At 65.5% G+C, this 24,263-nt stretch carries 24 protein-coding genes and 1 pseudogene; 10 read left to right on the top strand and 15 right to left on the bottom strand.

From position 1 onward, the window contains the following. The first annotated feature begins 167 nt into the window (after positions 1 to 167). Positions 168 to 971, top strand: coding sequence for an enoyl-CoA hydratase (locus AKN83_RS13785; RefSeq protein WP_050401674.1), 804 nt, complete (start codon positions 168 to 170; stop codon positions 969 to 971). A 185-nt stretch (positions 972 to 1,156) separates the two neighbouring features. Here the strand turns inward: AKN83_RS13785 and AKN83_RS13780 are convergent, their stop codons facing one another. From AKN83_RS13780 to AKN83_RS13760, 6 genes and pseudogenes are all read right to left on the bottom strand, one after another. Next, entirely contained in the window at positions 1,157 to 1,939 is a 783-nt protein-coding gene (locus AKN83_RS13780) for an SDR family NAD(P)-dependent oxidoreductase (protein ID WP_050401673.1), read from the bottom strand. A 159-nt stretch (positions 1,940 to 2,098) separates the two neighbouring features. Then, entirely contained in the window at positions 2,099 to 2,845 is a 747-nt protein-coding gene (locus tag AKN83_RS13775) for a TetR/AcrR family transcriptional regulator (protein ID WP_050401672.1), read from the bottom strand. A gap of 57 nt (positions 2,846 to 2,902) precedes the next feature. Beyond that, positions 2,903 to 3,781, bottom strand: a complete 879-nt coding sequence (locus AKN83_RS13770) for an SMP-30/gluconolactonase/LRE family protein (RefSeq protein ID WP_050401719.1) — start codon at positions 3,779 to 3,781, stop codon at positions 2,903 to 2,905. A gap of 35 nt (positions 3,782 to 3,816) precedes the next feature. Beyond that, positions 3,817 to 4,887, bottom strand: a complete 1,071-nt coding sequence (locus AKN83_RS13765) for an aldose epimerase family protein (protein WP_050401671.1) — start codon at positions 4,885 to 4,887, stop codon at positions 3,817 to 3,819. Positions 4,888 to 4,889: 2 nt separating this feature from the next. Continuing rightward, a pseudogene (locus AKN83_RS41175) lies at positions 4,890 to 5,006 on the bottom strand (gfo/Idh/MocA family oxidoreductase); the annotation flags it as partial. A 171-nt stretch (positions 5,007 to 5,177) separates the two neighbouring features. Then, positions 5,178 to 6,203, bottom strand: coding sequence for a histone deacetylase family protein (locus tag AKN83_RS13760; RefSeq protein WP_050401670.1), 1,026 nt, complete (start codon positions 6,201 to 6,203; stop codon positions 5,178 to 5,180). Between the two features lie 153 nt (positions 6,204 to 6,356). Between AKN83_RS13760 and AKN83_RS13755 the strand changes: the two genes are divergently transcribed. Next, positions 6,357 to 6,968, top strand: coding sequence for a TetR/AcrR family transcriptional regulator (locus AKN83_RS13755; RefSeq protein ID WP_050401669.1), 612 nt, complete (start codon positions 6,357 to 6,359; stop codon positions 6,966 to 6,968). A gap of 3 nt (positions 6,969 to 6,971) precedes the next feature. On the opposite strand, the gene AKN83_RS13750 is transcribed toward AKN83_RS13755, so the two are convergent. After that, complete coding sequence (locus AKN83_RS13750; RefSeq protein WP_050401668.1) at positions 6,972 to 7,922, bottom strand: fatty acid desaturase; 951 nt, start codon at positions 7,920 to 7,922, stop codon at positions 6,972 to 6,974. A gap of 14 nt (positions 7,923 to 7,936) precedes the next feature. After that, complete coding sequence (locus AKN83_RS13745) at positions 7,937 to 8,968, bottom strand: alpha/beta fold hydrolase (RefSeq protein WP_050401718.1); 1,032 nt, start codon at positions 8,966 to 8,968, stop codon at positions 7,937 to 7,939. A 212-nt stretch (positions 8,969 to 9,180) separates the two neighbouring features. On the opposite strand from AKN83_RS13745, the gene AKN83_RS13740 reads away from it, so the two are divergent. From AKN83_RS13740 to AKN83_RS13710, 7 genes are all read left to right on the top strand, one after another. Continuing rightward, the gene (locus tag AKN83_RS13740; protein ID WP_050401667.1) at positions 9,181 to 10,518 is read left to right on the top strand and encodes an MFS transporter; all 1,338 of its coding nucleotides are present in this window, start codon (positions 9,181 to 9,183) and stop codon (positions 10,516 to 10,518) included. Between the two features lie 156 nt (positions 10,519 to 10,674). Continuing rightward, positions 10,675 to 11,580, top strand: a complete 906-nt coding sequence (locus AKN83_RS13735) for a LysR family transcriptional regulator (protein WP_050401666.1) — start codon at positions 10,675 to 10,677, stop codon at positions 11,578 to 11,580. 127 nt (positions 11,581 to 11,707) lie between these two features. After that, complete coding sequence (kdgD, locus tag AKN83_RS13730) at positions 11,708 to 12,649, top strand: 5-dehydro-4-deoxyglucarate dehydratase (RefSeq protein WP_050401665.1); 942 nt, start codon at positions 11,708 to 11,710, stop codon at positions 12,647 to 12,649. 31 nt (positions 12,650 to 12,680) lie between these two features. Further along, positions 12,681 to 14,036, top strand: a complete 1,356-nt coding sequence (gene gudD, locus AKN83_RS13725; RefSeq protein WP_050401664.1) for a glucarate dehydratase — start codon at positions 12,681 to 12,683, stop codon at positions 14,034 to 14,036. 21 nt (positions 14,037 to 14,057) lie between these two features. Beyond that, the gene (locus tag AKN83_RS13720) at positions 14,058 to 15,506 is read left to right on the top strand and encodes an aldehyde dehydrogenase family protein (protein ID WP_050401663.1); all 1,449 of its coding nucleotides are present in this window, start codon (positions 14,058 to 14,060) and stop codon (positions 15,504 to 15,506) included. A 106-nt stretch (positions 15,507 to 15,612) separates the two neighbouring features. Further along, on the top strand, positions 15,613 to 17,154 hold the full coding sequence (gene garD, locus AKN83_RS13715) for a galactarate dehydratase (RefSeq protein WP_050401662.1): 1,542 nt from the start codon (positions 15,613 to 15,615) through the stop codon (positions 17,152 to 17,154). 93 nt (positions 17,155 to 17,247) lie between these two features. Further along, positions 17,248 to 17,433 (top strand): hypothetical protein, encoded by a 186-nt coding sequence (locus AKN83_RS13710; protein ID WP_244521970.1) that lies wholly within the window; start codon positions 17,248 to 17,250, stop codon positions 17,431 to 17,433. A 60-nt stretch (positions 17,434 to 17,493) separates the two neighbouring features. Here the strand turns inward: AKN83_RS13710 and AKN83_RS13705 are convergent, their stop codons facing one another. Continuing rightward, entirely contained in the window at positions 17,494 to 17,751 is a 258-nt protein-coding gene (locus AKN83_RS13705) for a hypothetical protein (protein ID WP_050401660.1), read from the bottom strand. A gap of 218 nt (positions 17,752 to 17,969) precedes the next feature. On the opposite strand from AKN83_RS13705, the gene AKN83_RS40550 reads away from it, so the two are divergent. Continuing rightward, entirely contained in the window at positions 17,970 to 18,146 is a 177-nt protein-coding gene (locus AKN83_RS40550; protein WP_172803536.1) for a hypothetical protein, read from the top strand. Between the two features lie 44 nt (positions 18,147 to 18,190). On the opposite strand, the gene AKN83_RS13700 is transcribed toward AKN83_RS40550, so the two are convergent. From AKN83_RS13700 to leuC, 6 genes are read right to left on the bottom strand one after another with little or no spacing between them, the layout of a single operon-like run. Continuing rightward, positions 18,191 to 19,063, bottom strand: coding sequence for an ABC transporter permease (locus tag AKN83_RS13700; RefSeq protein WP_050401659.1), 873 nt, complete (start codon positions 19,061 to 19,063; stop codon positions 18,191 to 18,193). Further along, a complete protein-coding gene (locus tag AKN83_RS13695; RefSeq protein WP_050401658.1) occupies positions 19,060 to 19,893 on the bottom strand; it encodes an ABC transporter ATP-binding protein in 834 nt (277 codons plus the stop codon). Before AKN83_RS13695 ends, AKN83_RS13700 begins: the two co-directional genes overlap by 4 nt. Next, complete coding sequence (locus AKN83_RS13690; RefSeq protein WP_050401657.1) at positions 19,890 to 20,948, bottom strand: ABC transporter substrate-binding protein; 1,059 nt, start codon at positions 20,946 to 20,948, stop codon at positions 19,890 to 19,892. The genes AKN83_RS13695 and AKN83_RS13690 overlap by 4 nt, the downstream gene beginning before the upstream one ends. Then, the gene (gene leuB / locus AKN83_RS13685) at positions 20,948 to 22,081 is read right to left on the bottom strand and encodes a 3-isopropylmalate dehydrogenase (RefSeq protein WP_083992029.1); all 1,134 of its coding nucleotides are present in this window, start codon (positions 22,079 to 22,081) and stop codon (positions 20,948 to 20,950) included. The genes AKN83_RS13690 and leuB overlap by 1 nt, the downstream gene beginning before the upstream one ends. Continuing rightward, positions 22,078 to 22,728: a 3-isopropylmalate dehydratase small subunit gene (gene leuD / locus AKN83_RS13680; protein ID WP_050401656.1), complete on the bottom strand. Its 651-nt coding sequence runs from the start codon at positions 22,726 to 22,728 to the stop codon at positions 22,078 to 22,080. Before leuD ends, leuB begins: the two co-directional genes overlap by 4 nt. Positions 22,729 to 22,731: 3 nt before the next feature. After that, the gene (leuC, locus tag AKN83_RS13675; protein ID WP_172803546.1) at positions 22,732 to 24,120 is read right to left on the bottom strand and encodes a 3-isopropylmalate dehydratase large subunit; all 1,389 of its coding nucleotides are present in this window, start codon (positions 24,118 to 24,120) and stop codon (positions 22,732 to 22,734) included. Between the last annotated feature and the right edge of the window lie 143 nt (positions 24,121 to 24,263).

Here is a 24,263-nt window from a genome sequence, read left to right as displayed (position 1 = left end):
AGTCTATCGCGCAACCCTTTCGCGGCAGTTTATTTCGCGAGCCGTGCAACTACCGGGAGAGTTACCGCGCGCCGATGCAATCGCGCCGTGCCATAAACCGCCTGCCCCCGGCTGGCAACTGCCTGCTAGCCTCGGCTCAAATCAGTCCGGCCACTCATAGGCTCAACATGTCAGACAAATCGCTCGCCGACGGCAAGATCCTGCAAAACGTGGTCGACGGCGTCGGCGTCGTCACCTTCAACAACCCCGACAAGCGCAATGCGATGTCGCTGGAGATGTGGGAGGGGCTTGGCGAAGCGCTGACCGCCTTGCGTGACGATCCTGACGTCCGCGTCGTGATCCTGGTCGGCGCCGGCGACAAGGCCTTCGTGTCCGGCGCCGATATCAGCCAGTTCGAGAAGACCCGCCACAACGCGGCAGCTTCCGAGGAATATTCACGGCGCAGCGCCGCCCAGCGCGCGCTGTTGGCCGACTACCCGAAACCGACCATTGCCTGCATCCGCGGCTTCTGCCTCGGTGGCGGCATGCAGGTCGCGATGCTGACCGACATCCGCATCTCCGGCACGAGCGGCCAGTTCGGCATTCCCGCCGCCAAGCTCGGCATCGCTTACGGGTATGACGGGCTGCGCCATCTGGTCTCGCTGGTCGGCCCGTCCTGGGCGCGGCTGATCATGTATACCGGCATGCGGATCGACTCCGCCGAAGCACTGCGGATCGGCCTCGTCGACCGCGTGCTGCCGGATGCTGAGCTCTGGGACGCGACCATGGAGATCGCGCGCACCATTTCAGCCAACGCGCCGCTGGCGATCAAGGCCGCCAAGATCACCATCGCGCAGGTGCTGAAGGATCCCGCCGATCGCGACATGGCCGCGATCAAGCAGATCGGCATCGATTGCATGGACAGCGCGGATTTCCGCGAAGGCCGCAACGCCTTCATGGAAAAGCGCAAGCCGCAGTTCAAGGGCCGGTAGCCATCCGATGTTATCACCCGCGCATGCCGCGGCCTACTGGATCGCCCGGTTAACCGGGCGATCCAGTTGGTGATGCCGCGAGGTTTCTGAAAAGTAAAATAATACCGCAAATTAGGCCCGGCATCCCGACACAGGCCGCCCGCGGCTACTGTGCATGGGGTTGTTTTCGATATTTTGGCGGCGCGCTACTTCTTCTCGTTGACCGGCACCGTGTAGTTGAGGATCAACCGCCCGCCGTCGGGATAGATGGTCTGGCCGGTGATGTAGGAGGCGTCGTCGCTGGCGAGGAACGACACCACCGAGGCAACTTCGCTCGGCTCGCCGCAGCGCCCCGCGGGGGTGCGCGACAGCACGCTGCGCCGCGCGTCCTCCGACGAAAAGATCGCGGTCGCCACCATCTCGGTCAGGATCGTGCCGGGCCCGACTGCCACGACCCGAATGCCGTGCGGCGCCAGCGCGACGGCGGCCACCGAGGTGAGCTGCTTCATCGCACCCTTGGACATCGCGTAGGTCGCAAGCGAGGGGATCGCGAGCAGCGCATTGACCGAGGACATGTTGACGACGACGCCGCCACCGCCCTGCGCGATCATCTGGCGCGCTGCGGCCTGAACGCCGAAGAACGCGCCCTTGAGGTTGATCCCCATCACGTCGTCGAACTCGGCCTCGCTGATGTCGAGGAAGTCGCGGTTGCGCGCGACGCCGGCGTTGTTGACCATGACGTCGAGCCGGCCGAACTCCTTCACCGCGGTGGCCACGATGCGATCGACGTCGGCGCGCTTGCTGACGTCGGCCTCGACCGCCCGCAACCGATCCTCATGTCCGAGTTCCTGGGCGGCGTGGACGAGCCCCGCAGCGTCGACATCGGAGATGACGACCCTGGCGCCATCGGCCAGGAAGCGCGCCGCGCAGGCCTTGCCGATACCGCGCGCCGCCCCGGTGATGGCGACGACCTTGCCGGAATTCTTCATGGGAGTGCCTCCAGAACCGAAGCTGTTCGCAGAGCAATAGCGCATTGCGCGTCGGCAGGGAACGCGGCGGATTCTCCGCGCGTCACCGCCTGGACGTGCGGGTGATTGCCAAGCACGGTGCGCAGCCGAAGTTTCTCCATGGCGACGAACTCCGCGGGGTCAGGTCAGCGCGCGCCCAGGATTCGCGCTTGCGGTCTTCCGCGGCACAGGCGTTGGTTGATCGAGCCGCGCAGCCTGCAGCGCGGCGACCGTCGCGCGTACCAGTTCTTCGATAGCGTGGCCGGCGTTGGTGCCGTCGGCGCTGCCGCGCGACAGCCGCGAGACGCGCTCCGGCGTCACTAGTGTGTAGTACAGCGCGCCGAGCAGGAAGTGGCCGCGCCAGACCAGATCGGTGCGCGGGATATGCGGCAGGCTTTCATGGATCGCGTCGATCAAGGCATGGCTGGTGTCGTCGAAAGTCTGCGCGATGATCTTGCGCACCACCTCATTGCCTTCGGCCGACATGATCGCGCGCAACCGCGTGAACCGCGTTCCGCCGCCGGCGAGATCGCTGCCCGAGGTGAAGGCCGGCAGCACATAGGCGCGCACGATCGCCTCCAGCCGGTCTTGAAGATCGCGCACCCGCCGCGCTTCCGCGAGCAGCTCAGAGCGCCGCCGGTTCATCGGGCCGCAATGCCGCCGATAGATCTCCAGCAGCAGGCCGTCTTTGGTCTTGAAGTGATAGGTCACGCTGCCGGGATTGGCGCCGGCGGCCTGCGCGATGTCGCGCACCGAGACGGCGTTGAAGCCGTAGGTCGAGAACAACTCCTCCGCCGCGGCGAGGATCGCCTCGCGCATGTTCGGCTTGCGGGTGCTGGTGGCCTTGGCGTCGGGCTTGATGCCGGACCTGGCAGGTTTACGGACCATATTTGTACTGTCGTCCAAATATTCAGGTCGCGTCAACGAGGCGGCAGCGAGCCGCGTTCAGGAGAGCTTGACGTCGGGCTCGGCACGGCCGCGTGCCGCGGCGTCGAGCAGGAAGGTTTGGCCGTGGCCGGGATCGGCTGCGCGCTGCGCCTCGTCCATGTCCTGCCAGGCCGAGGTGACCAGCACGCGCGAGAAATCGCGGCCGACAAAAGCCGGACAGCTCGACTGCTTCGCCGGCACCTTCAGCGAGCGCAAATGCCGGCCGCCGGGATCGTAGACGTCGACACAGCCGCCGCCCCAGCGCGCGTTCCAGATCATTCCATCGGCATCGACGATCGCGCCGTCGATCCCGCCGATGCCCCGATATCTGATTAGGTCGACGGGCTCGCCGGTCGGCAATCCCGTCGATGGATCCAGCGGTACGCGATACAGCACGTTGGTCGCGGTGTCGGCGAAGTAGCCGACGTCGCCTGCGGGCGAAAAGCAGATCGCGTTGGGGATCGTGATCCCGGGATAGAGCCGCGTGATGCGGCCGTGATGCAGCGCGTAGATCGCGCCGGCGTTATGCTCGGCCTGACGCCCCATGGTCCCGAGCCAGAAGGTGCCCGACGGATGCACCCGCGCATCGTTGGAGCGCGTCACCGGATTGTCGGCTTCGAGTGCGGCAAACAGCTCCGGCCGGCCGCCGGCGAGCTGCCGGACGTAAAGCCCATCCTCGGTGAGGATCAGCTGCCGCTCGCCGTCGATCCGCGCCAGCGCGCTCGCCATTTTCGGCAGCGCGTGAATGACGGTGCGGCCGCTGGCAAAACGATGCTCGAACAGGCGACGCTCGCGGATGTCGAACCACCAGGCGGTGTCGGTCGCTGCGTCATAGGTCGGGCCCTCGCCGAGGTGACAGCGCTCGGCTGACAGCACCGATGTCGGGACCCGTTCGATCAGCGGCTCGGCGGCAGGATCGGTCATGATGTCACTCACACTGTGGAGAAGCGATAGATCGCGGTGCGCCGATAGATCTGCCCGGGATCGAGCCGCGCTGGCGGGAAGTCGGGCCGGTTCGGCGTATCCGGCCAGGCGTGCGGTTCGAGACACAGCGCATCGGATTGGCGATAGAGCCAATCGCCCTTGCCGGCGGTCGAACCGTCGAGGAAATTGCCGGAATAGAACTGCAATCCCGGCTGATCGGTGAACAGCTCCATCACGCGGCCGCTATGAGGTGCCTCGAGCCGCGCGGCGAAGCGAACGCCTGTCCCCGAGGCCAGACAGAAATTATGGTCATAGCCGCGGCCGAGCCGCAGCTGCTCATCATTGATCCTGATCCGCGCGCCGATCGCGATCGGCTTGCGGAATTCGAACGGCGTGCGGTCAACCGGCCACGGCGGCCCCGGTAGCGGAATCGCGGTGGCGTCCACCGCGAGGAAATGATCTGCGGCGATCGTCAGCCGATGATCGAGGATCTGCGTGCCCGAGCGCGCGCCGTCGAGATTGAAGAAGCTGTGATTGGTGAGGTTGACGCAAGTCGGCCGGTCGGTGGTCGCCTCGTACGTGACTGCGAGTTCCACCGGGTCGCGCACCTGATACGTCACTCGGGTCTGAAGATTGCCCGGATAGCCCTCTTCGCCATGCGGGCTTTCGCGCTCCAGCACCAGCGTCGGCCCCGGTTGATCGACGAGCCGGGCAATCCGCCACAGCTTGCGATCAAAGCCGTGGGGGCCACCGTGCAGCGCATTGGGGCCGTTGTTGGCGGCGAGATTTACCGTCTCGCCATCGAGCACGAAGCGCGCGGCGGCGATCCGGTTGGCGTAGCGCCCGATCGTCGCGCCGAAGAATTTGCGCTGAGCGAGGTAGCCTTCGAACTCGTCATGTCCAAGCACGACGTCGGCGCAATGCCCGCCGCGATCGGGCACGAGCAGCGCTTGCAGCGTGGCGCCGAAAGTGAGGATGCTGGCCTCGAAGCCGTGTTCGCCGCGCAGCGTCACGCGCTCGACGGCGATGCCATCGTGCAATTTGCCGAAGGGCGCGCGCGCAATGTTGGCTGATGTCATCGTCAGTCCCCGAACGCCTCGACAAGGCGCCGTCGCCCCAGCATGAAACTATCGGCGACGAGCCGCAAGGGCGCGAGGTCGACCTCGGACTTTCCGTCCGAGGTCAGCGCAACGAAACGGAACGGGATACCAACGGCTTGATCCGGCCTTGGTTACAAACCGGCAAATTCACGACGCCTTGTTGTGCGACGCGCGGCTGGGGCATCGGTCCTGATCGATCAAAACCGATGCTCCAGATTCGTTGTCTTGACAGGCTTTTTCGCGCGGACCGATCACCAGTCGAAACCACGCTAGCGCGCAGCTTCGAATCCGCCGAGCACCGCCGTCAGATTGGCACCGAGGATGTCTGAGAGATAGCCGCCTTCCTGCACCAGCACCGTCGGCAGGCCGAACCGGGCGAGCGCCTCGCCGATCCGGCGGAAGCCGTCGGTGGTGACGGCGAGGCCTGCGAGCGGGTCCTTCTCGGAGGCGTCGAGCCCGAGCGCGACCACCAGCGCGGTCGGCGCGAAGGAGCGGATCGCCCTCTCGGCGGCGGCGAGCGCCTTGATGTAATCGTCGTCGCCGGTGCCCTTGGCGAGCGGAATGTTGAGATTGGTGCCAAGACCGGGCCCGGCGCCGCGCTCATGCGAATGGCCCCAGACGAAGGGGTAGAAGAACGACGGGTCGGCGTGGATCGAGACGGTGAAGACGTCGCCCCGCTCGTAGAAGATGCCCTGCGTGCCGTTGCCGTGATGCACGTCGACATCGAGGATCGCGACGCGCTCGTGCTTCTGGCGCAAATGTTCGGCCGCGATCGCACTGTTGTTGAGGAAGCAGAAGCCGCCGGCGAGATCGCGATAGGCATGGTGACCCGGCGGACGGCACAGCGCGTAGACGGCACCCTCGCCATCGAGCACCATCTGCGCCGCGGTGACTGCGACGTCGCTCGAGGCGCAGGCGCCGGCCCAGGTGCCGGGGCCGATCGGCGCCGCGGTGTCGACCGTGTGCCAGCCGAGCTTGCCGACGATATGGGAGGGATAGGTCCCGGCGTTACGCACCGGGTGCATGTTCGCGATCATCTCCGGCCCGGCGTTGCCGAGCGCCGACCATTCGTCCCAGGCATCAGCAAGAAAGCTCAGATATTCCGGACTGTGCACGCGCGCCCGCGGCCCCTGCCCGAATTTGGTCGGTTCGATCAGCGAGTGCTTGCCGGCCTTCAGGCCCGCCAGCAGGCGATCGGCGCGCTCAGGCTGCTCCGTGGTGCGCTGGACCACACCGCGGACCAGGAAGAATTGCGGATCATGGCTGCGGTGCAGATCACTGTAGACGGCCTTCACGGGATACTCCTGTTCGATGGGGGCAATTGAGCTGAGCCTTCGCTGGCGAATTGTACAGTATCAGCGGCCGCGATGATCTGAAACAGCGCGCGATTTCATGCTATGTCCGCAGGCAACGCACTGATTCAAGCACGCAGGACACCAATCCCGGCCATGGCGGCAAGCAAGGCGGAGACGGAGGATACGACGACGGGACGGCGCGGCCGGCCGCGCTCCGCCGCGACCACGGCCGCGATCCTGCACAGCGCCTATACGCTGATGGCAACCACGGGCCTTGCCGCCACCACCATCGACGCGATCGCGAGACACTCCAACGTCTCGAAGATGACGATCTACAAATGGTGGCCGTCGCGCGAGGCCTTGCTGATCGATGCCTTCCTCGACCAGGCCTCGCGCGCAGTGCCGCTGCCCGAAGCGGGCAATCCGGTGGCCCGCATCCGCCGGCACGTCGCGACCTATGTCGAGGCCTTGCAGGGCGAGTTCGGACGGGTGCAGCTCGCGGTGATCTCGGAATGCATCTCGCAGACCGGCACGGCCGAACTGTTTTATGAGCGCTACCTCGGCCTTCGCCGCGCCAGGATGCTGAAAATCATCGCCGCCGGCCAGAAGGACGGCAGCATCGGCGCGCCTGGCGTGCCCAGCGACATCTACGACGCGATCTATGGCAGCCTGTTCTACCGCTATGTCTTCGGCATCAGGCCGCTGACGCCGGCCTATGCCCGCAATCTCGTCAATCTGGTGCTGCGGCCACACGCCGAGGCTTGAATATCAAGCGGAGCGTTGCCGCTGACGGCGGAACCAGGCCCAGGTCTCGCGTGTCACGGCGCGGTAGTTGCGACCGCGATAGACGATGTGGCCGTCGACGATCGCGTTCAGCTTCGGCAAAGCATGGAACGGCACCGTCGGATAGGCATGATGCTCGACATGATAGGGCATGTTCCAGGCGAACCATTTCATGATCCGGCCGGTCATCGTGGTGCGGGTGTTCTCGAACGCACTCCGCGTCCGCTCGCAACCGGTGTGCTCGGCGTAAAGATACGGGCGCAGGATGAGCTGGCCGGCCAGCAGCGGCACGATCCAGACCCAGAGCAGGATCGCGCTGTGCAGCGCAAGCGATGCCACGAGCAACAGCAGATAACCGGCGAGGTAGAGCCTTGCCTCCAGCACGATCGCGGCGCGCTTGTGCTGCGGAATCCACGGCACGATCACCTTCCCGGTGAGTGCATGCCGGAACATCAGGCGAATCCGGACCAGCACCTGCAGCAGTCCCGAATAGGCGATCGCGAGCTGGGTGTCCGACGCGGGCTTGGGGCCGACGATCAGCTCCGGATCCTTCTCCGGATCCTGGGTGTAGCGGTGATGGTCCCAGTGAAACAGGCAGTAATATTGGTAGGGCAATCCGATCATGAAGGCGGACAGGTTGCCGACCACAAGATTGAGTGCGTGACTGCGGAACGCCGTCTTGTGCGCAGTCTCGTGCACCACCATGAACAGGAATGCGACGAAGTAACCCTGGATGGCCATCAGCGGCAGCGCCCAGACGAGACCATAACGCGACGAGATCAACGAGATCAGCGCGCCGACGATGAGGATCATCCCGTAGTGGCTTGCCGCGCGCACCGCGCCGGCAAGGTTCGACCTGGTCGACAGCTCGCGCAAGGTCAGGGGGCTGAGCGGCTTGAGGCGAGGCCCGGCATCACTGGTTTCTGCGGTGCTCATAGCGGTCTCACATATTAGCGTTGCAGGAGCGCCGAGATCTCGGCGTTGATGAAGGCGTGGTCTTCGGCGTTGTTGACGGGATTGCCGGCGCGGTGCCCATGGATCGATGGGATCGCGTGCAGCGCCGCGGAGCGGGCATTGACGAGGCGTCCAAGCTCATCCGCGTTGTCGCGCGGGTCGAAATAGCGGTCGGTGCGGCCGGGCATCAGCAGCACATGCGCCTTGATCGCCGCCAGCGCACGGTCGAAGTCGCCGCCGAATTCGTTGCAGCGGCTGATATCGCCGGCCTGCCAGATCGCGATCTGCGCCAGCAGATTGTTCGCGTCGCGCCGCGCGAAAGCACCATCCCACGATCCCGCGAGGTAGTCCTCCAACGAGTTGAAGCCGGCCTCGCGCCAGGCTTCCTCGCGAAAAAACGCGTGCGACATCGCCCAGCCGGCATAGACGCGCCCCATCGCGCGAAGGCCTGCTGCCGGCCTGGTGACGAAGCGGCCATCCTGGTAGGCCGGATCGGCGGTCAGCGCGGCCTTCACGCCTTCGAGGAAGACATGATTATACGGCGAGCACCTCGCGCTGCCGCAGACCACCGCCGCGCGTTCGACCATGTCAGGATAGCGCGCGGCCCAGTGATAGGCCTGCATGCCGCCCATCGACCAGCCATAGACCAGTGCGAGCTTGGTCACGCCGAACCGCTCGACGAGCAGCCGCCGCTGGATAGCGACGGCGTCATGATAGGTGAAGTCTGGAAACGGTGCGCCGCAGAGCACCTCGCTCGAATTCGACGGCGAGGACGACAGGCCGTTGCCGAACAGATTCGCGATGACGATGAAATAGCGCGCGGGATCGAGTGCCCCGCCCGGCTGCACCAGCCATTCGATGTCGGTGTGCTGCGCGGCGAACGACGTCGGATAGAGGATGACGTTGTCCCTGGCCGCGTTCAACGTGCCGTAGGTCTTGTAGGCGAGCGCAAGCTGCGGAAACACCGCGCCGCCCTGCAAGGTCACCCTGCCTGCCTCGAACACCTCATAGTCGCGTTGCGTGGTCATGCGCATTCGAACTCGAAAGGCGGGCGCAAACGCCGCGCCCCAATAACTGTACTATTAGTACATTAATTTGGAACCGAAGCAAGAGCGACGAAGGTGGAATGACACCGGGCCGATCCATTCAAAATCGGCATCGATCAATACCCGTTTCGGCTTGGACCCATTGCCGTCATCTCTCTAGGACAGACCCCGAGGAAATTTCCAAGGAGGCGCGAATGAGCGCAATTGTGTCCGCCACGGACGCGCGGCGATCCCGCGTCCGGCTGTTGATCGTGGCGATGCTGTTCCTCGTCACCACCGTGAACTATGCCGATCGCGCCACGCTCTCGATCGCCGGCCCTGCGCTCTCCAAGGAACTGCATCTCGACCCCGTCGCGATGGGCTACGTGTTTTCGGCGTTTGGCTGGTCCTATGTGGTTGCGCAGGTGCCGTGCGGCTGGCTGCTCGACCGCTACGGCTCCAAATGGGTCTATGCGATCAGCATCATCGTCTGGTCGATCTTCACCGCGATGCAGGGCCTGGTCGGGTTCCTGTCGGCCGGCGCGGCCGTGGTGCTGCTGTTCGCGCTGCGCTTCCTGGTCGGCTTTGCCGAAGCGCCATCGTTCCCGGCCAATGCCCGCATCGTCGCGGCCTGGTTCCCCGGCAATGAGCGCGGCACCGCATCGGCGTTCTTCAATTCCGGGCAGTATTTCGCGACCGTGATCTTCGCGCCGCTGATGGGCTGGATCGCGCACGACTACGGCTGGCGCCACGTGTTCTACGTGATGGGCGGGCTCGGCGTCGTGATGGGCATCGCCTGGATCAAGACGATCTACGAGCCGAAGGACCATCCCGCGATCAACGAGGCCGAGTTCGACTACATCAAAGAGGGCGGCGCGCTGGTCGACATGGATGCCGCCAAGACCAGCAAGACCCAGGTCAGCGGCCCGAGTTGGGATCATATCCGCCAGTTGCTCGCCAACCGGATGATGCTCGGCGTCTATATCGGCCAGTACTGCATCAACACGCTGACCTACTTCTTCCTGACCTGGTTCCCGGTCTATCTGGTAAAGGAACGCGGCCTGTCGATCCTGCAGGCCGGCTTCGTCGCGACATTGCCGGCGCTGTGCGGCTTTATCGGCGGCGTGCTCGGCGGCGTGATCTCGGACTACCTCTTGCGCCGCACCGGCTCGTTGACCATGGCGCGCAAGATCCCGATCGTCGGCGGCATGCTGCTGTCGATGACGATCATCGCCTGCAACTATGTCGACAGCCAGGCGCTGGTGGTCGGCTTCATGGCGCTCGCCTTCTTCGGCAAGGGCATCGGCGCACTCGGCTGGGCTGTCGTCTCCGACACCTCACCGAAGGAGGCCGGCGGCGTCTCCGGCGGGTTGTTCAACACCTTCGGCAATCTGTCCTCGATCACGACGCCGATCATCATCGGCTACATCCTCGCCGCCACCGGCTCGTTCAACGGCGCGCTGGTGTTCGTCGGCGCCAACGCGCTGGTCGCGGCGATCGCCTATCTGTTCATCGTCGGCGAGATCAAGCGGGTGCAGCTGAAGGCGGCCTGAGCAAAGTCTAGGCAATAAGGCTGCCGCGAGTTGCAACAACAGATCAACGGCGGCTTCGGCCGCCGTCTTTGTCTGCTTGTTCGTCTTCTTGGCCAGTGGGAGGCATCGATGCTAGAACGAACAAATCCTCGACCGATCCATTCCAGGCTAGCATCGATGTTCGACCTGAACCAGCTCCGCTGTTTCGTCACCGTGGCCGAGGAATTGCACTTCGGCCGCGCCGCGGCGCGGCTCAACATGACGCAGCCGCCGCTCAGCCGGCAGATCCAGGTGCTCGAGCACATCATCGACGCGCCGCTGCTGGAGCGGACCAGCCGTTCGGTGCGGCTGACCCCGGCGGGACGCAGTTTCCTGCCAGAGGCGCGGCGCATCCTCAAGCTCGCAGAATCCGCTTCGCAAGTCGCCCGCCGCATCGCGCTCGGCAAGACCGGCTCGCTCAAGATCGGCTTCACGGCCGCCGCCGCTTACGGCTTCCTGCCCGATCTGATCGCAGCCGCCCGTTCCCGCCTGCCCGAGGTCGATTTTTCCCTGAAAGAGATGGTGTCCGGCGATCAGTTCGAGGCGCTCACCACCGGTCAGATCGATGCCGGCCTGTTGCGCCCGCCGATCGCGCGGCCGGAATTCGCCAGCCGGCGCGTCGTGGCCGAGCCGCTGCTCGCTGCGATCCCGAAGAAACATCCGCTGGCCACAGCCGGCACCGTCAGCATCAAGGATTTCGACGACCAGCCCTTCGTGATGTATTCGCCCTATGAGGCGCGCTACTTCCACGACCTGCTGGTATCGCTGTTCACACGCGCCGACGTGCTGCCGCGCTATGTGCAGCATCTCAGCCAGATCCACTCGATCCTCGCGATGGTTCGCGCCGGGCTCGGCGTCGCGATCGTGCCGGAAGCCGCTGCCAGCCTCAAAATCGCCGACGTCCGGCTGAAGCCACTAAAGCTGCGCACGCCGGTGCCGGTCGAGTTGTTCATGGTATGGCGGCGCGATCACGAGAACCAGTTGCTGCCGTCCCTGATCGAGATCGCCAGCGAACTCGCGGCCCCGCATTTGCGCGGCGATTGATGCAGATTGCGCATCGCTTGATACCGCGATTGGCTTGGACGCGCATCGAAGCTACCCTTAAGAAATCGGCCGTGGACGCGCGCTGCTCGCGCATCCCTTATCCCAATATCATTCGAGGAGTGGCGCCATGAGCAAGATGACCCCTCAGGAGATGGCTGCCAGAATCGGTAGCGGCCTCCTGTCTTTTCCCGTGACCCCGTTCAAGCCTGACTATTCGTTCGACGAGGCGACCTATCGCGCCAACATGGACTGGCTGTGCGGCTATGACGTCGCCGGCCTGTTCGCCGCCGGCGGCACCGGCGAGTTCTTCTCGCTGACGCCGGCTGAAGTTCCCCATGTCGTGAAGATCGCAGTCGACGAGACCAAGGGCCGCGTTCCCGTGCTGGCCGGCACCGGCTACGGCACCGCGATTGCGCGCGAGATCGCAATCGGTGCCGAGAAGGCGGGCGCCGACGGCCTCTTGCTGCTGCCGCCTTATCTCATCCATGCCGAGCAGGACGGCCTTGCCGCCCATGTCGAGGCGGTGTGCTCGTCGGTGAAGATCGGCGTCATCGTCTACAATCGCGACAATGCGATCCTGCAGCCCGATGCGCTGGCGCGGCTGTGCGAGCGCTGCCCGAACCTCGTCGGCTACAAGGACGGCATCGGCGACATCGAGCTGATGACCCGCGTCTACACCAAGCTCGGCGACCGCCTGACCTATATCGGCGGCCTGCCGACGGCGGAAACCTTCGCGCTGCCCTATCTCGACATGGGCGTGACGACTTATTCGTCGGCAGTGTTCAACTTCGTGCCGGAATTTGCGACAAGATTCTACGCCGCGGTGCGCCGGCGCGATCATCAGACCATCCATGCGGGGTTGAAGGATTTCATCCTGCCGCTGATCGCGATACGCAACCGCAAGAAGGGCTACGCGGTGTCGATCATCAAGGCCGGCATGAAGGTGATCGGCCGCGATTCCGGCCCGGTGCGGCTGCCGCTGACCGATCTCACCGAGCAGGAGATCGCCGAACTCGCGGCGCTGGTGGCGAAGCTGCCGCAGGCCGCGACCCAGCAGGCGGCGGAATAAGCCGGACGACAAACAACAAAGGGAGGAGCAGATGATTCAAGACACGATCCGCAGCGGCTTTGCCGGCGCCCCCGTCGTCACGGCGATGGAGGTGATCCCGGTCGCCGGCCGCGACGGCATGCTCCTCAATCTGAGCGGCGCGCACGCGCCGTTCTTCACCCGCAACCTCGTCATCCTCACCGACAACTCCGGCCACACCGGCGTCGGCGAGGTGCCGGGCGGCGAGAAGATCAGGAAGACGCTCGAGGACGCCCGCGACCTCGTGGTCGGCCAGACCATCGGAGGGTGCAACAACATCCTGGCCTCGATGCGCCAGGCCTTCGCCGACCGCGACGCCGGCGGCCGCGGCAAGCAGACCTTCGACCTGCGCGTCACCATCCATGCGGTGACCGCGGTGGAATCCGCGCTGCTCGATCTGCTCGGCCAGCACCTCGATCTCCCGGTCGCAGCCTTGCTCGGCGAAGGCCAGCAGCGCGCCAGCGTCGAGACGCTCGGCTACCTCTTCTTCGTCGGCGATCGCCAGAAGACCAACCTGCCTTACGTCGAGGGCGAGACCGGCAAGCCTGACTGGTTCAATCTGCGCCATCAGGCGGCGATGACGCCGGAGGCGATCGTGCGGCTCGCCGAGGCGACGCAGGCGCATTACGGCTTCGCCGATTTCAAGCTCAAGGGCGGCGTGCTCAGGGGCGAAGAGGAGATCGAGGCCGTCACCGCGATTGCAAAGCGCTTCCCCAAGGCCCGCGTCACGCTCGACCCGAACGGCGCCTGGTCGCTCGACGAGGCGACCCGGCTTTGCAGCAACATGCATGGCGTGCTTGCCTATGCCGAGGATCCCTGCGGCGCCGAGGCCGGCTTCTCCGGCCGCGAGATCATGGCCGAGTTCCGCCGCGCCACCGGACTGCCGACCGCGACCAACATGATCGCGACCGACTGGCGCCAGCTCAGCCACGCGCTGCGGCTCGGCGCGGTCGACATTCCGCTCGCCGATCCGCATTTCTGGACCATGCAGGGCTCGGTGCGGGTGGCGCAGACCTGTCGCGACAACGGCCTGACCTGGGGCTCGCACTCCAACAACCATTTCGATATTTCACTGGCGATGTTCACCCATGTCGGCGCCGCCGCGCCCGGCAAGGTGACCGCGATCGACACCCACTGGATCTGGCAGGACGGCCAGGCGTTGACCAGGGAGCCGCTGCTGATCAGGGGCGGCAAGATCGCGATGCCGGATCGGCCCGGCCTCGGCATCGAGCTCGATCGCGGTGCCATCGAGGCGGCGAACGCGCTATACAAGCAGCATGGCCTCGGCGCCCGCGACGATGCGCTGGCCATGCAGTTCCTGATCCCGGGCTGGACTTTCGACGACAAGCGTCCCTGCCTCGTGCGCTAACAAGAAAGGTTGGAGAGAAACATGACCGCTCACCAGAAGAACTTCATCGCCGGCGAATGGGTCGACGGAACAAGCATCACGCGGGACATCAACCCCTCCAACACCAAGGACGTGGTCGGCGAATACGCCAAGGCCGACAAGGCGCAGACCGAAAAGGCGATCGCCGCGGCGAAGGCCGCCTTCCCGGCCTGGGCGCGCTCGACACCGCAGGAGCGCTTCGACGCGCTGACCAAAATCTCCGTCGAAATCCTCGCCCGCAAGGAAGAACTCGGCCGCCTGCTGGCGCGCGAGGAAGGCAAGACGCTCCCCGAGGGCATCGGCGAGGTGGCGCGCGCCGGGCAGATCTTCGCGTTCTTCGCCGGCGAGGCGCTGCGGCTGATGGGCGAGAAGGGCGCATCGGTGCGCCCCGGTCTCGATGTCGAGATCACCCGCGAACCGGTCGGCGTCGTCGGCATGATCACGCCGTGGAATTTCCCGATCGCGATCCCGGCCTGGAAGATCGCGCCGGCGCTCTGCTACGGCAACACGGTGGTGTTCAAGCCGGCCGAGCTGGTTCCGGGCTCCGCGCATGCGCTGTCCGAGATCATCGCGCGCTCCGGGATTCCGGCCGGCGTGTTCAACCTTGTGGTCGGCTCGGGCTCGGTGGTCGGCCAGACGCTGCTCGATCATCCCGACGTTGCCGCGATCTCGTTCACCGGCTCGGTGCAGACCGGTCGCAAGATCGCGCAGGCCTGCGTGCTCTCCAATCCGATGAAGAAGTTCCAGCTCGAGATGGGCGGCAAGAACCCGCTGGTCGTGCTCGACGACGCCGACGTCAAGGTCGCCGTCGAGGTCGCGGTCAACGGCGCCTATTTCTCGACCGGCCAGCGCTGCACGGCCTCTTCGCGCCTGATCGTCACCGCAGGCATTCATGATCGCTTCGTCGATGCGATGACCGAGCGGATGAAGGGGCTTGCGGTGGATGACGCGCTGAAGAGCGGCGTGCATGTCGGCCCTGTGGTCGACCAGAGCCAGCTCGACCAGGACCTCCGCTACATCAAGATCGGACAGGACGAGGGCGCCCGCCTGCATTGGGGCGGCGAGCTGCTGAACCGCGAGACGCCCGGCTTCTATCTGCAGCCGGCGCTGTTCACCGAGGCCAACAACCAGATGCGCATCGCCCGCGAGGAGATCTTCGGACCGGTCGCCTGCGTGATCCGCGCCAAGGATTATGAGGAGGCGCTGGCGATCTCCAACGATACCGAATTCGGCCTCGCCTCGGGCATCTGCACCACGAGCCTGAAATACGCCTCGCACTACAAGCGCAACAGCGAGGCCGGCATGGTGATGGTCAATCTGCCGACCGCCGGCGTCGACTATCACGTGCCGTTCGGCGGCCGCAAAGGCTCGAGCTACGGCGCTCGCGAACAAGGCGCCTACGCCCGCGAGTTCTACACCACGGTGAAGACGGCCTATACATTCCCGGGTTGAGAATCGTAGGGTGGACTAACGTCAGCGCAATCCACCATCGGCACCGCACACCAAGCATGGCGGGTTACGCCTTCGGCTAACCCGCCCTACAAATCCGGGAGCCCTCATGGACCAGTCGATCGGCGCGCAGGAGCAGCCCCGCTACATCAAGCTCAACGCGCGCGACAATGTCGCGATCGTGGTGAATGATTTCGGCCTGCCTGCCGGCTCGCGCTTCGCTTGCGGCCTGACGCTTCGCGCCTACGTGCCGCAGGGCCACAAGACCGCGCTGCAAGACATCGCCGAGGGCGCGCCGATCATCCGCTATGGCGAGGTGATCGGCCATGCGCTGTCGCCGATCCTGGCCGGCGAATGGGTCGACGAGGCGCGCATCCGCATGCCCGACGCGCCGCCGCTGGATCAGCTCGAGATCGCAACCGCCGTGCCGCCGGCGCTGCCGCCGCTCGAAGGCTTTACCTTCGAAGGCTATCGCAACCGCGACGGCTCGGTCGGCACCAAGAACATCCTCGGCATCTCCTCGTCGGTGCAATGCGTCAAGGGCACCATGGAATATGCGGTCAAGCGCATCCGCGCCGAGCTGCTGCCGAAATATCCCAATGTCGACGACGTCGTGCCGCTGACCCACGCCTATGGCTGCGGCGTCGCGATCACGGCGCCCGATGCCGTGGTGCCGATCCGCACGCTGCAGAATCTCGCACTCAATCCGAATTTCGGCGGCGAGATCCTGGTCATAGGGCTCGGCTGCGAGAAGCTCGCGCCGGAACGGCTGGTGCCCGAAGGCATCAATGATGCCATCGTGCGGATGCAGGACGAAGCCTTCGACGGCTTCGGCGCCATCGTCGACGCGATCATGACCCAGGCGGAGGCCCGCCTGAAGGTGCTCAACGCCCGCCAGCGCGAGACCTGCCCCGCCGCCGATCTCGTGATCGGCCTGCAATGCGGCGGCAGCGATGCATTTTCCGGCGTCACCGCGAATCCTGCGGTCGGCTTCGCCGCAGACCTGCTGGTGCGCGCGGGCGCCACCGTGATGTTCTCGGAAGTGACCGAGGTGCGCGACGCCATCCAGCTGCTGACTCGCCGCGCCGCGAGCGAGGATGTCGGCCGCGCCCTGATCCGCGAGATGGCCTGGTACGACGCCTATCTCGCCCGCGGCGGCGCGGACCGCAGCGCCAACACCACGCCGGGCAACAAGAAGGGCGGCCTCGCCAACATCGTCGAGAAATCACTCGGCTCGATCGTCAAGTCGGGCTCGGGCCCGATCGCCGGTGTGCTGTCGCCCGGCGAGAAGGCGCGGCAGAAGGGCATGTTGTTCGCAGCGACACCCGCGAGCGACTTCATCTGCGGCACCTTGCAGCTCGCCTCCGGCATGACCCTGCAGGTTTTCACCACCGGTCGCGGCACGCCCTATGGCCTCGCCGCCGCGCCCGTCATCAAGGTCGCAACCCGCAGCGAGCTGGCGCGCCGCTGGAAGGACCTGATCGATTTCGACGCCGGCTGCATCGCGACCGGCGAGAAGACGATCGAGGAAACCGGCTGGGATCTGTTCCGCCTGATCCTCGACGTCGCGAGCGGGCGCACCAAGCCGTGGTCGGACAAGTGGGGCATCCACAACGATCTGACGCTGTTCAATCCGGCGCCGGTGACTTGAGCATCGGCGCCAGATTAACCACCCGTTAGCCACGTCTCCACGGGCCGGGGAACGTCGCAGTTCGATTCAAATTGTCTGGACATGGAGGCAGCCATGAGCCCGACAATCAACGATCTCAAGGACGCGGCCGAGCGCGCCGAGCGGCTGGCACGCACCGGTCTGGACCAACTGACGGCCGAGCGGCTGCGGGCGTTCGCAGCTGAATGCCGCAGCCGGATCACGAGCGTCGAGCGAGAAAGGCCTGACATCCAATCGGCGGTATGCAGCCCTCGCTCATGAAAAGTCCGCCGCGGCAGATCCAGCGGCGGACTTCTGCTGCAGACGAGGCTTCGATTGCCGTCAGTCGTCGTCGTGATGGATCACGGTCTTGCTGCGGTTGCCGAACTCGTCCTGCTTCTTGATGACGGTGGTTCGGTCACTGCGCGGCTCGCGCTCCCTGATTACGGTGGTGCGGTCACGATCGTGGTCGCGATATTCGGGCGCCCGGCCGACGGTCACGCCGGCGCCGACGGGACCGGCGCGGACACCGATTTCATCGGCGAACGCAGGCGATGCGATCGCCGTGACCATGGCTGCGGCGAACAGATACTTCCTCATGGCGTCTCTCCTCCTCCAGTTGCGACGTGAGGGACGAACGCCGAGTGCGACATAGTGTTCCTATATCGGGTATGGTGCAGATGCTCACGCGCGCCTTGCGGAACATCGCACCGGAACCTCGCTGAACAGGCATTCACCTGTATGGCGAAATGCTCATGTTCCAAGCGTTGAATAGCCGGATTTGATGTCCCACGTCCTTACCAACAGGAGGACGTTCCATGAAGCAATCGCAGCACTTCCTCGACAATGCAGAGAACTGCGCGCAGCTTGCCGAGCACGCCAGTGACGAGCCGACCCACAACCGCTTCAAGCGCATGGAAGCGGCCTGGCGCGCGCTGGCCAGGGAGCAAGATTGGCTCGACGGCGAAAGTTCGCCGTCGGAAAACGCAGCTTAGATCCACGCCGTGGCGGCCGATACGCCGCTACGGCGCCACCTGGTCTACTCGGCGCTGCGCTGCCGCTGCCAGCGCAGCAGATAGGCCTGCAGCCGCCAGATGATCGCCGACAGCACGACGCCGACCAGCATCAAGACCACGACTGCGATCATCATGCCCGAGGCCTCGCCGCGCGCCTCGGACTCGATGATCAGGCGGCCGATGCCGCGCTCGGCGCCGATGAACTCGCCGACGATGACGCCGATCAGTGCGAACGAGATCGCCGGCGTCAGCGAGGCGAACACCCAGGCCATGGTCGAGGGGATCACCACGGTGCGCGTGATCTGCCACTCGCTGGCGCCGAGCAGTCGCGCCGCGTTGGTAAAGCCCTCGTCGATCGAGCGCGCGCCCTCGAAGGTGTTGAAGAACACCAGGAACACCACGACAATCCAGGACGTCACGATCTTCGACATGTCGCCGATCCCGAACGCCAGCACGATGATCGGCGCCAGCGCGATCCGCGGGATCGAATTCACCGCGGTGATGAAGGGCTGGAAGATCGCGCTGAGACGGTCGGACCGTCCGAGGATCAGCCCAGCGACGAAGCCAGAGACCACGCCGGTGATGAAGCCGAAAAAGGTGTTCTTGAGGGTGATCGCCGTCGCGGCCCAGAGATTGTTCTCGTTGCGCGTCAGGCACTTTGCGAACTCGCCGTTGAACCAGCCATTGAAAACACCAAGCTTCGATTTCAGGCAACTCTGGATCAGGAAGTTGTCGAAGATCATCGACGGCTTCGAGATGAAATAGGGGTCGAGCAGATCGGGCACCAGCCACGGCAGCCTGGCGCGGAGATCATAACCCCATTGCCACACCGACAGCACGATGGCGCAGATCAGGACCTGCCAGCCGATCGTTCCGAGCGTGCTATATCGCCTCATGCGCTGCGGCCCTTGATGAATTCCTCGCCGAGCGAGTGCCAGATGTGTTGGAACAGCTCGGCATAACGCGGGGTCTCGCGTACCTTCACCGCGTCGCGCGCACGGGCGAAATCGACCGCGAACATGTCCTTGATGCGGCCCGGCCGCGCCGAGAACAGGATGATGCGGTCGGCCAGGGTCAGCGCCTCGCCGAGATCGTGGGTTACGAACAGCACGGTCTGCTGCTCGCGCTCCCAGATCCGGAGCAGCACCTCGTGCATGTCGATCTTGGTGTGGGTGTCGAGCGCGCCGAACGGCTCGTCCATCAACAGGATCTGCGGCTCGACGATCAAGGTCCGCATCAGCGCCGCGCGCTGCCGCATGCCGCCCGACAGCGCCGATGGATAGGCGTTCTCGAATCCCCTCAAGCCAGCCCGCGCGACGCATTCCGCGATGCGCTCTTTCCGCTCCCGAGCCGACACGCCGGACAGCTCCAGCCCGTAGCCGATATTATCGGCGACGGTTCGCCACGGAAACAACGTATCGCGCTGGAACACGTAACCGACATTGGGTGTCGCTCTGCCGGAGACGACGCGCTTGCCGTCGATCAGGATCTCGCCGGCGGTGGGGCGGATCAGCGAGGCGATCATGTTGAGCACCGTGCTCTTGCCCGAGCCGGACGGCCCGAGCAGCGCGACGAACTCGCCGCGGCGCACGTCGAACGTCACGTCGCGCACGGCTTCGATCGTGGTCTTCGCAAGCTGGAACGACTTGCTCAGGCCCTTGACCTCGACGCGGCGATCGGCCGAGGCGCGCGGCGATGTGGTTGCGCTCGTCTCGAGCGCGCTCAACCCGGATAGGCCTTTCGCGCCGCGTCGATGAAGCTTGGGTTGATCACGTCGGCGATCTTGAGCGGCTTGATGCCGGTCATCTCGCGGAACCAGACCTTCTCGCCGCGCGCGAAGCTCGCCGCATCGACCGTACCCTCATAGTCCGCGACCTTCTGGATCGCGGATATCTCGAGCAGGTTGGCGTCGCGCGAGGTGCTGCCGACATAGGGCTCGATGGCGTCGTAGATCTCCGCCGGCTTGTGGGCCTTGATCCATTGCGAGGCGCGCCACAGCGCGGTGACATAGGCCTGCATCTTGGCGGGGTCCTTGTCGATGGTCGCCTGCAGCGTGAAATGCGCGGTCACCGGCACCTTGCCGCCGATATGCTCGTTCCAGATCGCTTCCTCGGTGCCGTCGAACAGCAATTCGCCCCAGCCCTGCTGCTGCGCCTCGTTGAGCAACGACAGCGAACTGACGAGGATGTCGACCTGCTTCGACTTCAGCGATCCCAGCATGGTGTCGACATTGCCGGTGCCGATCCAGGTCACCTTGTCGTCGAGCCCCATGGTTTCCATGTAGTAGGACGCCCAGACATGGTTGGTGCCGCCGAGCGAGGAGACCGAGACGATCGGCTTGCGGCCATCTGGCCGCTTCCATTGCGTGAAAGCCTCCAGCGTGCTGATGCCCTGGTCCTTCAAATCCTTGCGCAGGATGAACATCACCGAGTTCGACCGTGTGTCGACCGGCAGCAGCACGCGCGCGGCGCGGCCGTGATTGGTCAATTGCATCGGATGGGTGACGTCGCCGATCCCGATATCGCCCTGCGACGAGGCGATGATCTCGCGGGTCTTTACCCCGCTGCCGCCCTGCACCAGCTTGCAGTCGAGCCCGGCGTCCTTGAAATAGCCGATCCGGTCGGCAACGAATTGCGTCTGATAGACCGGCACCGCGACCGGATAGACTACGCGGCCGGTGGCCGCCTGCGCCCATGCCCGCCCGCTCGCCAGCGCCGCACCGCCGGCGATCACCGTCAGCACCGATCGCCTCGACAGATGGGGCATGGAGGGGCGGGCCATCAAGCGTGCTCCCTGGCCGAGATCTTGTCCAGCGCGCTGAGTACAGCATCGCCCATCTGCACGGTCGAGAGCTTTTTCGCCCCCGCCTCGGCGATATCGGCGGTGCGTGCGCCGGAGGCGAGCGCGGTCTGCACCGCCCGCTCCAGCAGCTCGGCATCCTCGGGCCGGTTCAAGGTCAGGCGCAGCAGCATCGCGACGCTGAGGATCGAACCGAGCGGATTGGCGATGCCCTTGCCCGCGATATCGGGCGCGCTGCCATGCACCGGCTCATACAGCGCCTTGCGCCGGCCGAAGCGATCGACCGGGCCGAGCGAGGCCGACGGCAGCATGCCGAGCGAGCCCGAAGCCATCGCCGCGCAGTCCGACAGGATGTCGCCGAAGATGTTTCCGGTCACCATGACGTCGAACTGCCGCGGCTCGCGCACGATCTGCATCGCGGCGTTGTCGACATAGAGATGGGTCAGCTCGACGTCGGAGAACTCCTCCTTGTGCAACCTGATCACGTCCTCGCGCCAAACCACGCTGGTCTCCAGCACATTGGCCTTGTCGACCGAACAGACCTTGTTGCGGCGGGTCCGTGCCAATTCGAACGCCGAGCGCGCCACGCGGCGGATCTGGTTCGTGGTGTATTGCTCGGTGTTGAAGCCGCGGCGCTGACCGTCAGGCAATGTCTCGATGCCGCGCGGCTCGCCGAAATAGATGCCGCTGGTCAATTCGCGGATAATGACGAAATCGACGCCGTCGAGCACCTCGGGCTTGAGCGGCGCCGACGCCGACAGTGCCGGGCTCGCCACGATCGGACGCAGATTGGCGTAGAGATCGTATTTGCTGCGCAACCCCAGGAGGCTGCCGGCCTTGCGCGCGGCGGCCGGCACTTCGGTCGTTTCCGGACCCCCCGTTGCACCCCACAGGATGGCGTCGGCCTCGTCCATCGCCTCCGCGGTGTCCTCGGGCAGCACCTTGCCGGTCGCCAGATACGGGATCAGACCGTACTGCGCCTCGCGCAACGTCATCGGCACGTTGCGTTTGGCTGCGAACCACTCGAGCACGCGGCGCGACTGCGCGGTGACCTCGGGGCCGATGCCCTCGCCGCCGACGACGGCGACCTTGATCATGTTGGATTGCGTGCTCATGCCGATGTCCTTGAAGCGGGCGTTTTCTGAAAATGAATCCAGGGCCGCGCGGTGCGGTCGGCATCCTGGAAGGCGTGGATCTCGAGGTCGCGCTGCAATGTCAGCGCGACCTCGTCGAGCCCCTTCAACAGCCCCTCGCGTCGCCGCGGATCGATCTCGAACGCATGCCGCGCGCCTGATGGCGAGACGATGGTCTGGGCCTCGAGGTCGATCGAGACTTTGCCGGCGCCCTGCGTCGCCTCGATGTCGGCGGCGAGCTGATCGACCACCGCCTTGTCGACGATGACGGGCAGGATGCCGTTCTGGAAGCAGTTGGCGAAGAAGATGTCGCCGAAGCCGGAGCCGATGATGGCGCGGATGCCGCGCTCCTGCAGCGACCACACCGCGCCCTCCCGCGACGAGCCGCAGCCGAAATTCGGGCCTGTCACCAAAATCTCCGCCTCCCGATACGGCTCGCGGTTGAGGATGAAATCCGGATTCTCCGAGCCGTCGGCCAGATAGCGCAGCGAGCCGAACGCCCATTTGCCGAGCGTGCCGCGGACCCCGTTGCCGACCAGGCGTTCGATCCGGATGATCACGTCGGTATCGATATTGGCGCGCATGATCGGCGCGGCGGTGGCGGTGAGCTTGTCGAACGGCTTTGGCATCGTCTAGCGCCCCATCATCCTGACATCGGCGATCGCACCGGCAATGGCCGAGGCCGCGGCGCTCGCGGGACTCGCCAGATGGGTCCGCGCGCGCGGCCCCTGCCGGCCGACGAAGTTGCGGTTCGAGGTCGAGACCGAGCGCTGCCCGGGCGCCACCACCTCGCCATTGGCGGCCAGGCACATCGAGCAACCCGGCTCGCGCCACTCGAAGCCGGCCTCGATGAAGATCTTGTCGAGCCCTTCGGCCACCGCCTCGCGCTTGACGTTCTCCGAGCCCGGCACCACCCAGGCGCGGACCCCGGCGGCGACCTTGCGGCCGCGCGCGACCTCGGCCGCGGCGCGGAGATCGCTCAGCCGGCTGTTGGTGCAAGAGCCGATGAACACCCAGTCGACCGGCGTACCGGCGATCGGCGCGCCGCCTTGCAGGCCCATATACTCGAGTGCAGTCTCGATCGCAGCGCGCCGTGCGGGATCATCGACCGCCTTGGGATCGGGAATGACGCCGTCGACGCCGACGACGTGCTCGGGGCTGATGCCCCAGGTCACCTGCGGGATGATCTTTTCAACGTCGATCACGACCTCGCGGTCGAACACCGCGTCGGGATCGCTCGGCAATTCGCGCCAAGCCTTGACCGCGAGATCCCACATCTCGCCTTGCGGCGCATAGGGACGGCCGCGCAGGAATTCGAAAGTCTTCTCGTCCGGCGCGACCATGCCCATCTTGGCGCCGAGCTCGATCGAGAGGTTGCAGATCGTCAGCCGGCCCTCGATCGGCAGCTCGCGGATCGCACTGCCGGCATATTCGACCGCGTAGCCGGTGCCGCCGGCGGCGCCGATCTGCCCGATCAGCGCCAGGATCATGTCCTTGGCGGTGACGCCGAGCGGCAGCTTGCCCTCGAACCGCGCGCGCAGCGTCTTCGGGCGCTTCTGGATCAGCGCCTGCGTCGCCAGCACGTGCGTGAGCTCGCTCGATCCGATGCCGAAGGCGAGCGCCCCCAAGCCGCCATGGGTGCAGGTGTGGCTGTCGCCGCAGACGATCGTCGCGCCCGGCAGGCTCAGGCCGAGCTCCGGCCCGATGACGTGAACGATGCCCTGGCCGGGCTGGTCGACATCGAACAGCGTGATGCCGCTCGCCGCCGTCTCGACCCGCAGCGCGGCCAGCAATTCCATGCCGATCTTGCTGGTCCCGGCGCGGCCGGGCGCCGTCGACAGCGCGTGATCCGGCGTCGCAAAGGTCAGCTCGGGATTGTGAACCTTGAGACCGCGGCTCTTGAGATCAAGCAGCCCGCGCGAGCCGCCGAGATCGTGCAGCAGATGGCGGTCGATGTGAAGCAGGTCAGTGTCCTCGCTCAGGCGAGCAATGACATGCTGATCCCAGATCTTGGCCAGCATCGTACGACCGGTCTTTTCCAAGACGGTCCTCCCTTCGGCTTCTTGAGGCCAGCGGCGGCGCTGATCGCCGCTTCGCGCGGCTTACGTTGCGCATCAAATCACGCAGTCGACCGCCCGGCCAGAGCCGAGTGAGGAGCATGAGA

Source organism: Bradyrhizobium embrapense (assembly GCF_001189235.2).
In the GTDB taxonomy this organism is placed as follows: Bacteria; Pseudomonadota; Alphaproteobacteria; order Rhizobiales; family Xanthobacteraceae; genus Bradyrhizobium; species Bradyrhizobium embrapense.
The sequence above is the reverse complement of the archived record's forward strand: the minus strand, read 5'-3'. Positions and strand labels throughout refer to the sequence as shown.

Coding starts and splice junctions, on each gene's coding strand:
- AKN83_RS13745 (WP_050401718.1), bottom strand. CDS start 8,968: ATGACCACGCAACGCGACTATGAGGTGTTCGAGGCAGGCAGGGTGACC.
- AKN83_RS13700 (WP_050401659.1), bottom strand. CDS start 19,063: ATGAGGCGATATAGCACGCTCGGAACGATCGGCTGGCAGGTCCTGATC.
- gudD (WP_050401664.1), top strand. CDS start 12,681: ATGATTCAAGACACGATCCGCAGCGGCTTTGCCGGCGCCCCCGTCGTC.
- leuB (WP_083992029.1), bottom strand. CDS start 22,081: ATGAGCACGCAATCCAACATGATCAAGGTCGCCGTCGTCGGCGGCGAG.
- AKN83_RS13775 (WP_050401672.1), bottom strand. CDS start 2,845: ATGGTCCGTAAACCTGCCAGGTCCGGCATCAAGCCCGACGCCAAGGCC.
- AKN83_RS13705 (WP_050401660.1), bottom strand. CDS start 17,751: ATGAGGAAGTATCTGTTCGCCGCAGCCATGGTCACGGCGATCGCATCG.
- AKN83_RS13765 (WP_050401671.1), bottom strand. CDS start 4,887: ATGACATCAGCCAACATTGCGCGCGCGCCCTTCGGCAAATTGCACGAT.
- kdgD (WP_050401665.1), top strand. CDS start 11,708: ATGAGCAAGATGACCCCTCAGGAGATGGCTGCCAGAATCGGTAGCGGC.
- leuC (WP_172803546.1), bottom strand. CDS start 24,120: ATGCTGGCCAAGATCTGGGATCAGCATGTCATTGCTCGCCTGAGCGAG.
- AKN83_RS13755 (WP_050401669.1), top strand. CDS start 6,357: ATGGCGGCAAGCAAGGCGGAGACGGAGGATACGACGACGGGACGGCGC.
- AKN83_RS13710 (WP_244521970.1), top strand. CDS start 17,248: ATGAGCCCGACAATCAACGATCTCAAGGACGCGGCCGAGCGCGCCGAG.
- AKN83_RS13780 (WP_050401673.1), bottom strand. CDS start 1,939: ATGAAGAATTCCGGCAAGGTCGTCGCCATCACCGGGGCGGCGCGCGGT.
- AKN83_RS13735 (WP_050401666.1), top strand. CDS start 10,675: ATGTTCGACCTGAACCAGCTCCGCTGTTTCGTCACCGTGGCCGAGGAA.
- AKN83_RS40550 (WP_172803536.1), top strand. CDS start 17,970: ATGAAGCAATCGCAGCACTTCCTCGACAATGCAGAGAACTGCGCGCAG.
- AKN83_RS13720 (WP_050401663.1), top strand. CDS start 14,058: ATGACCGCTCACCAGAAGAACTTCATCGCCGGCGAATGGGTCGACGGA.
- AKN83_RS13750 (WP_050401668.1), bottom strand. CDS start 7,922: ATGAGCACCGCAGAAACCAGTGATGCCGGGCCTCGCCTCAAGCCGCTC.
- AKN83_RS13690 (WP_050401657.1), bottom strand. CDS start 20,948: ATGGCCCGCCCCTCCATGCCCCATCTGTCGAGGCGATCGGTGCTGACG.
- AKN83_RS13740 (WP_050401667.1), top strand. CDS start 9,181: ATGAGCGCAATTGTGTCCGCCACGGACGCGCGGCGATCCCGCGTCCGG.
- leuD (WP_050401656.1), bottom strand. CDS start 22,728: ATGCCAAAGCCGTTCGACAAGCTCACCGCCACCGCCGCGCCGATCATG.
- garD (WP_050401662.1), top strand. CDS start 15,613: ATGGACCAGTCGATCGGCGCGCAGGAGCAGCCCCGCTACATCAAGCTC.
- AKN83_RS13785 (WP_050401674.1), top strand. CDS start 168: ATGTCAGACAAATCGCTCGCCGACGGCAAGATCCTGCAAAACGTGGTC.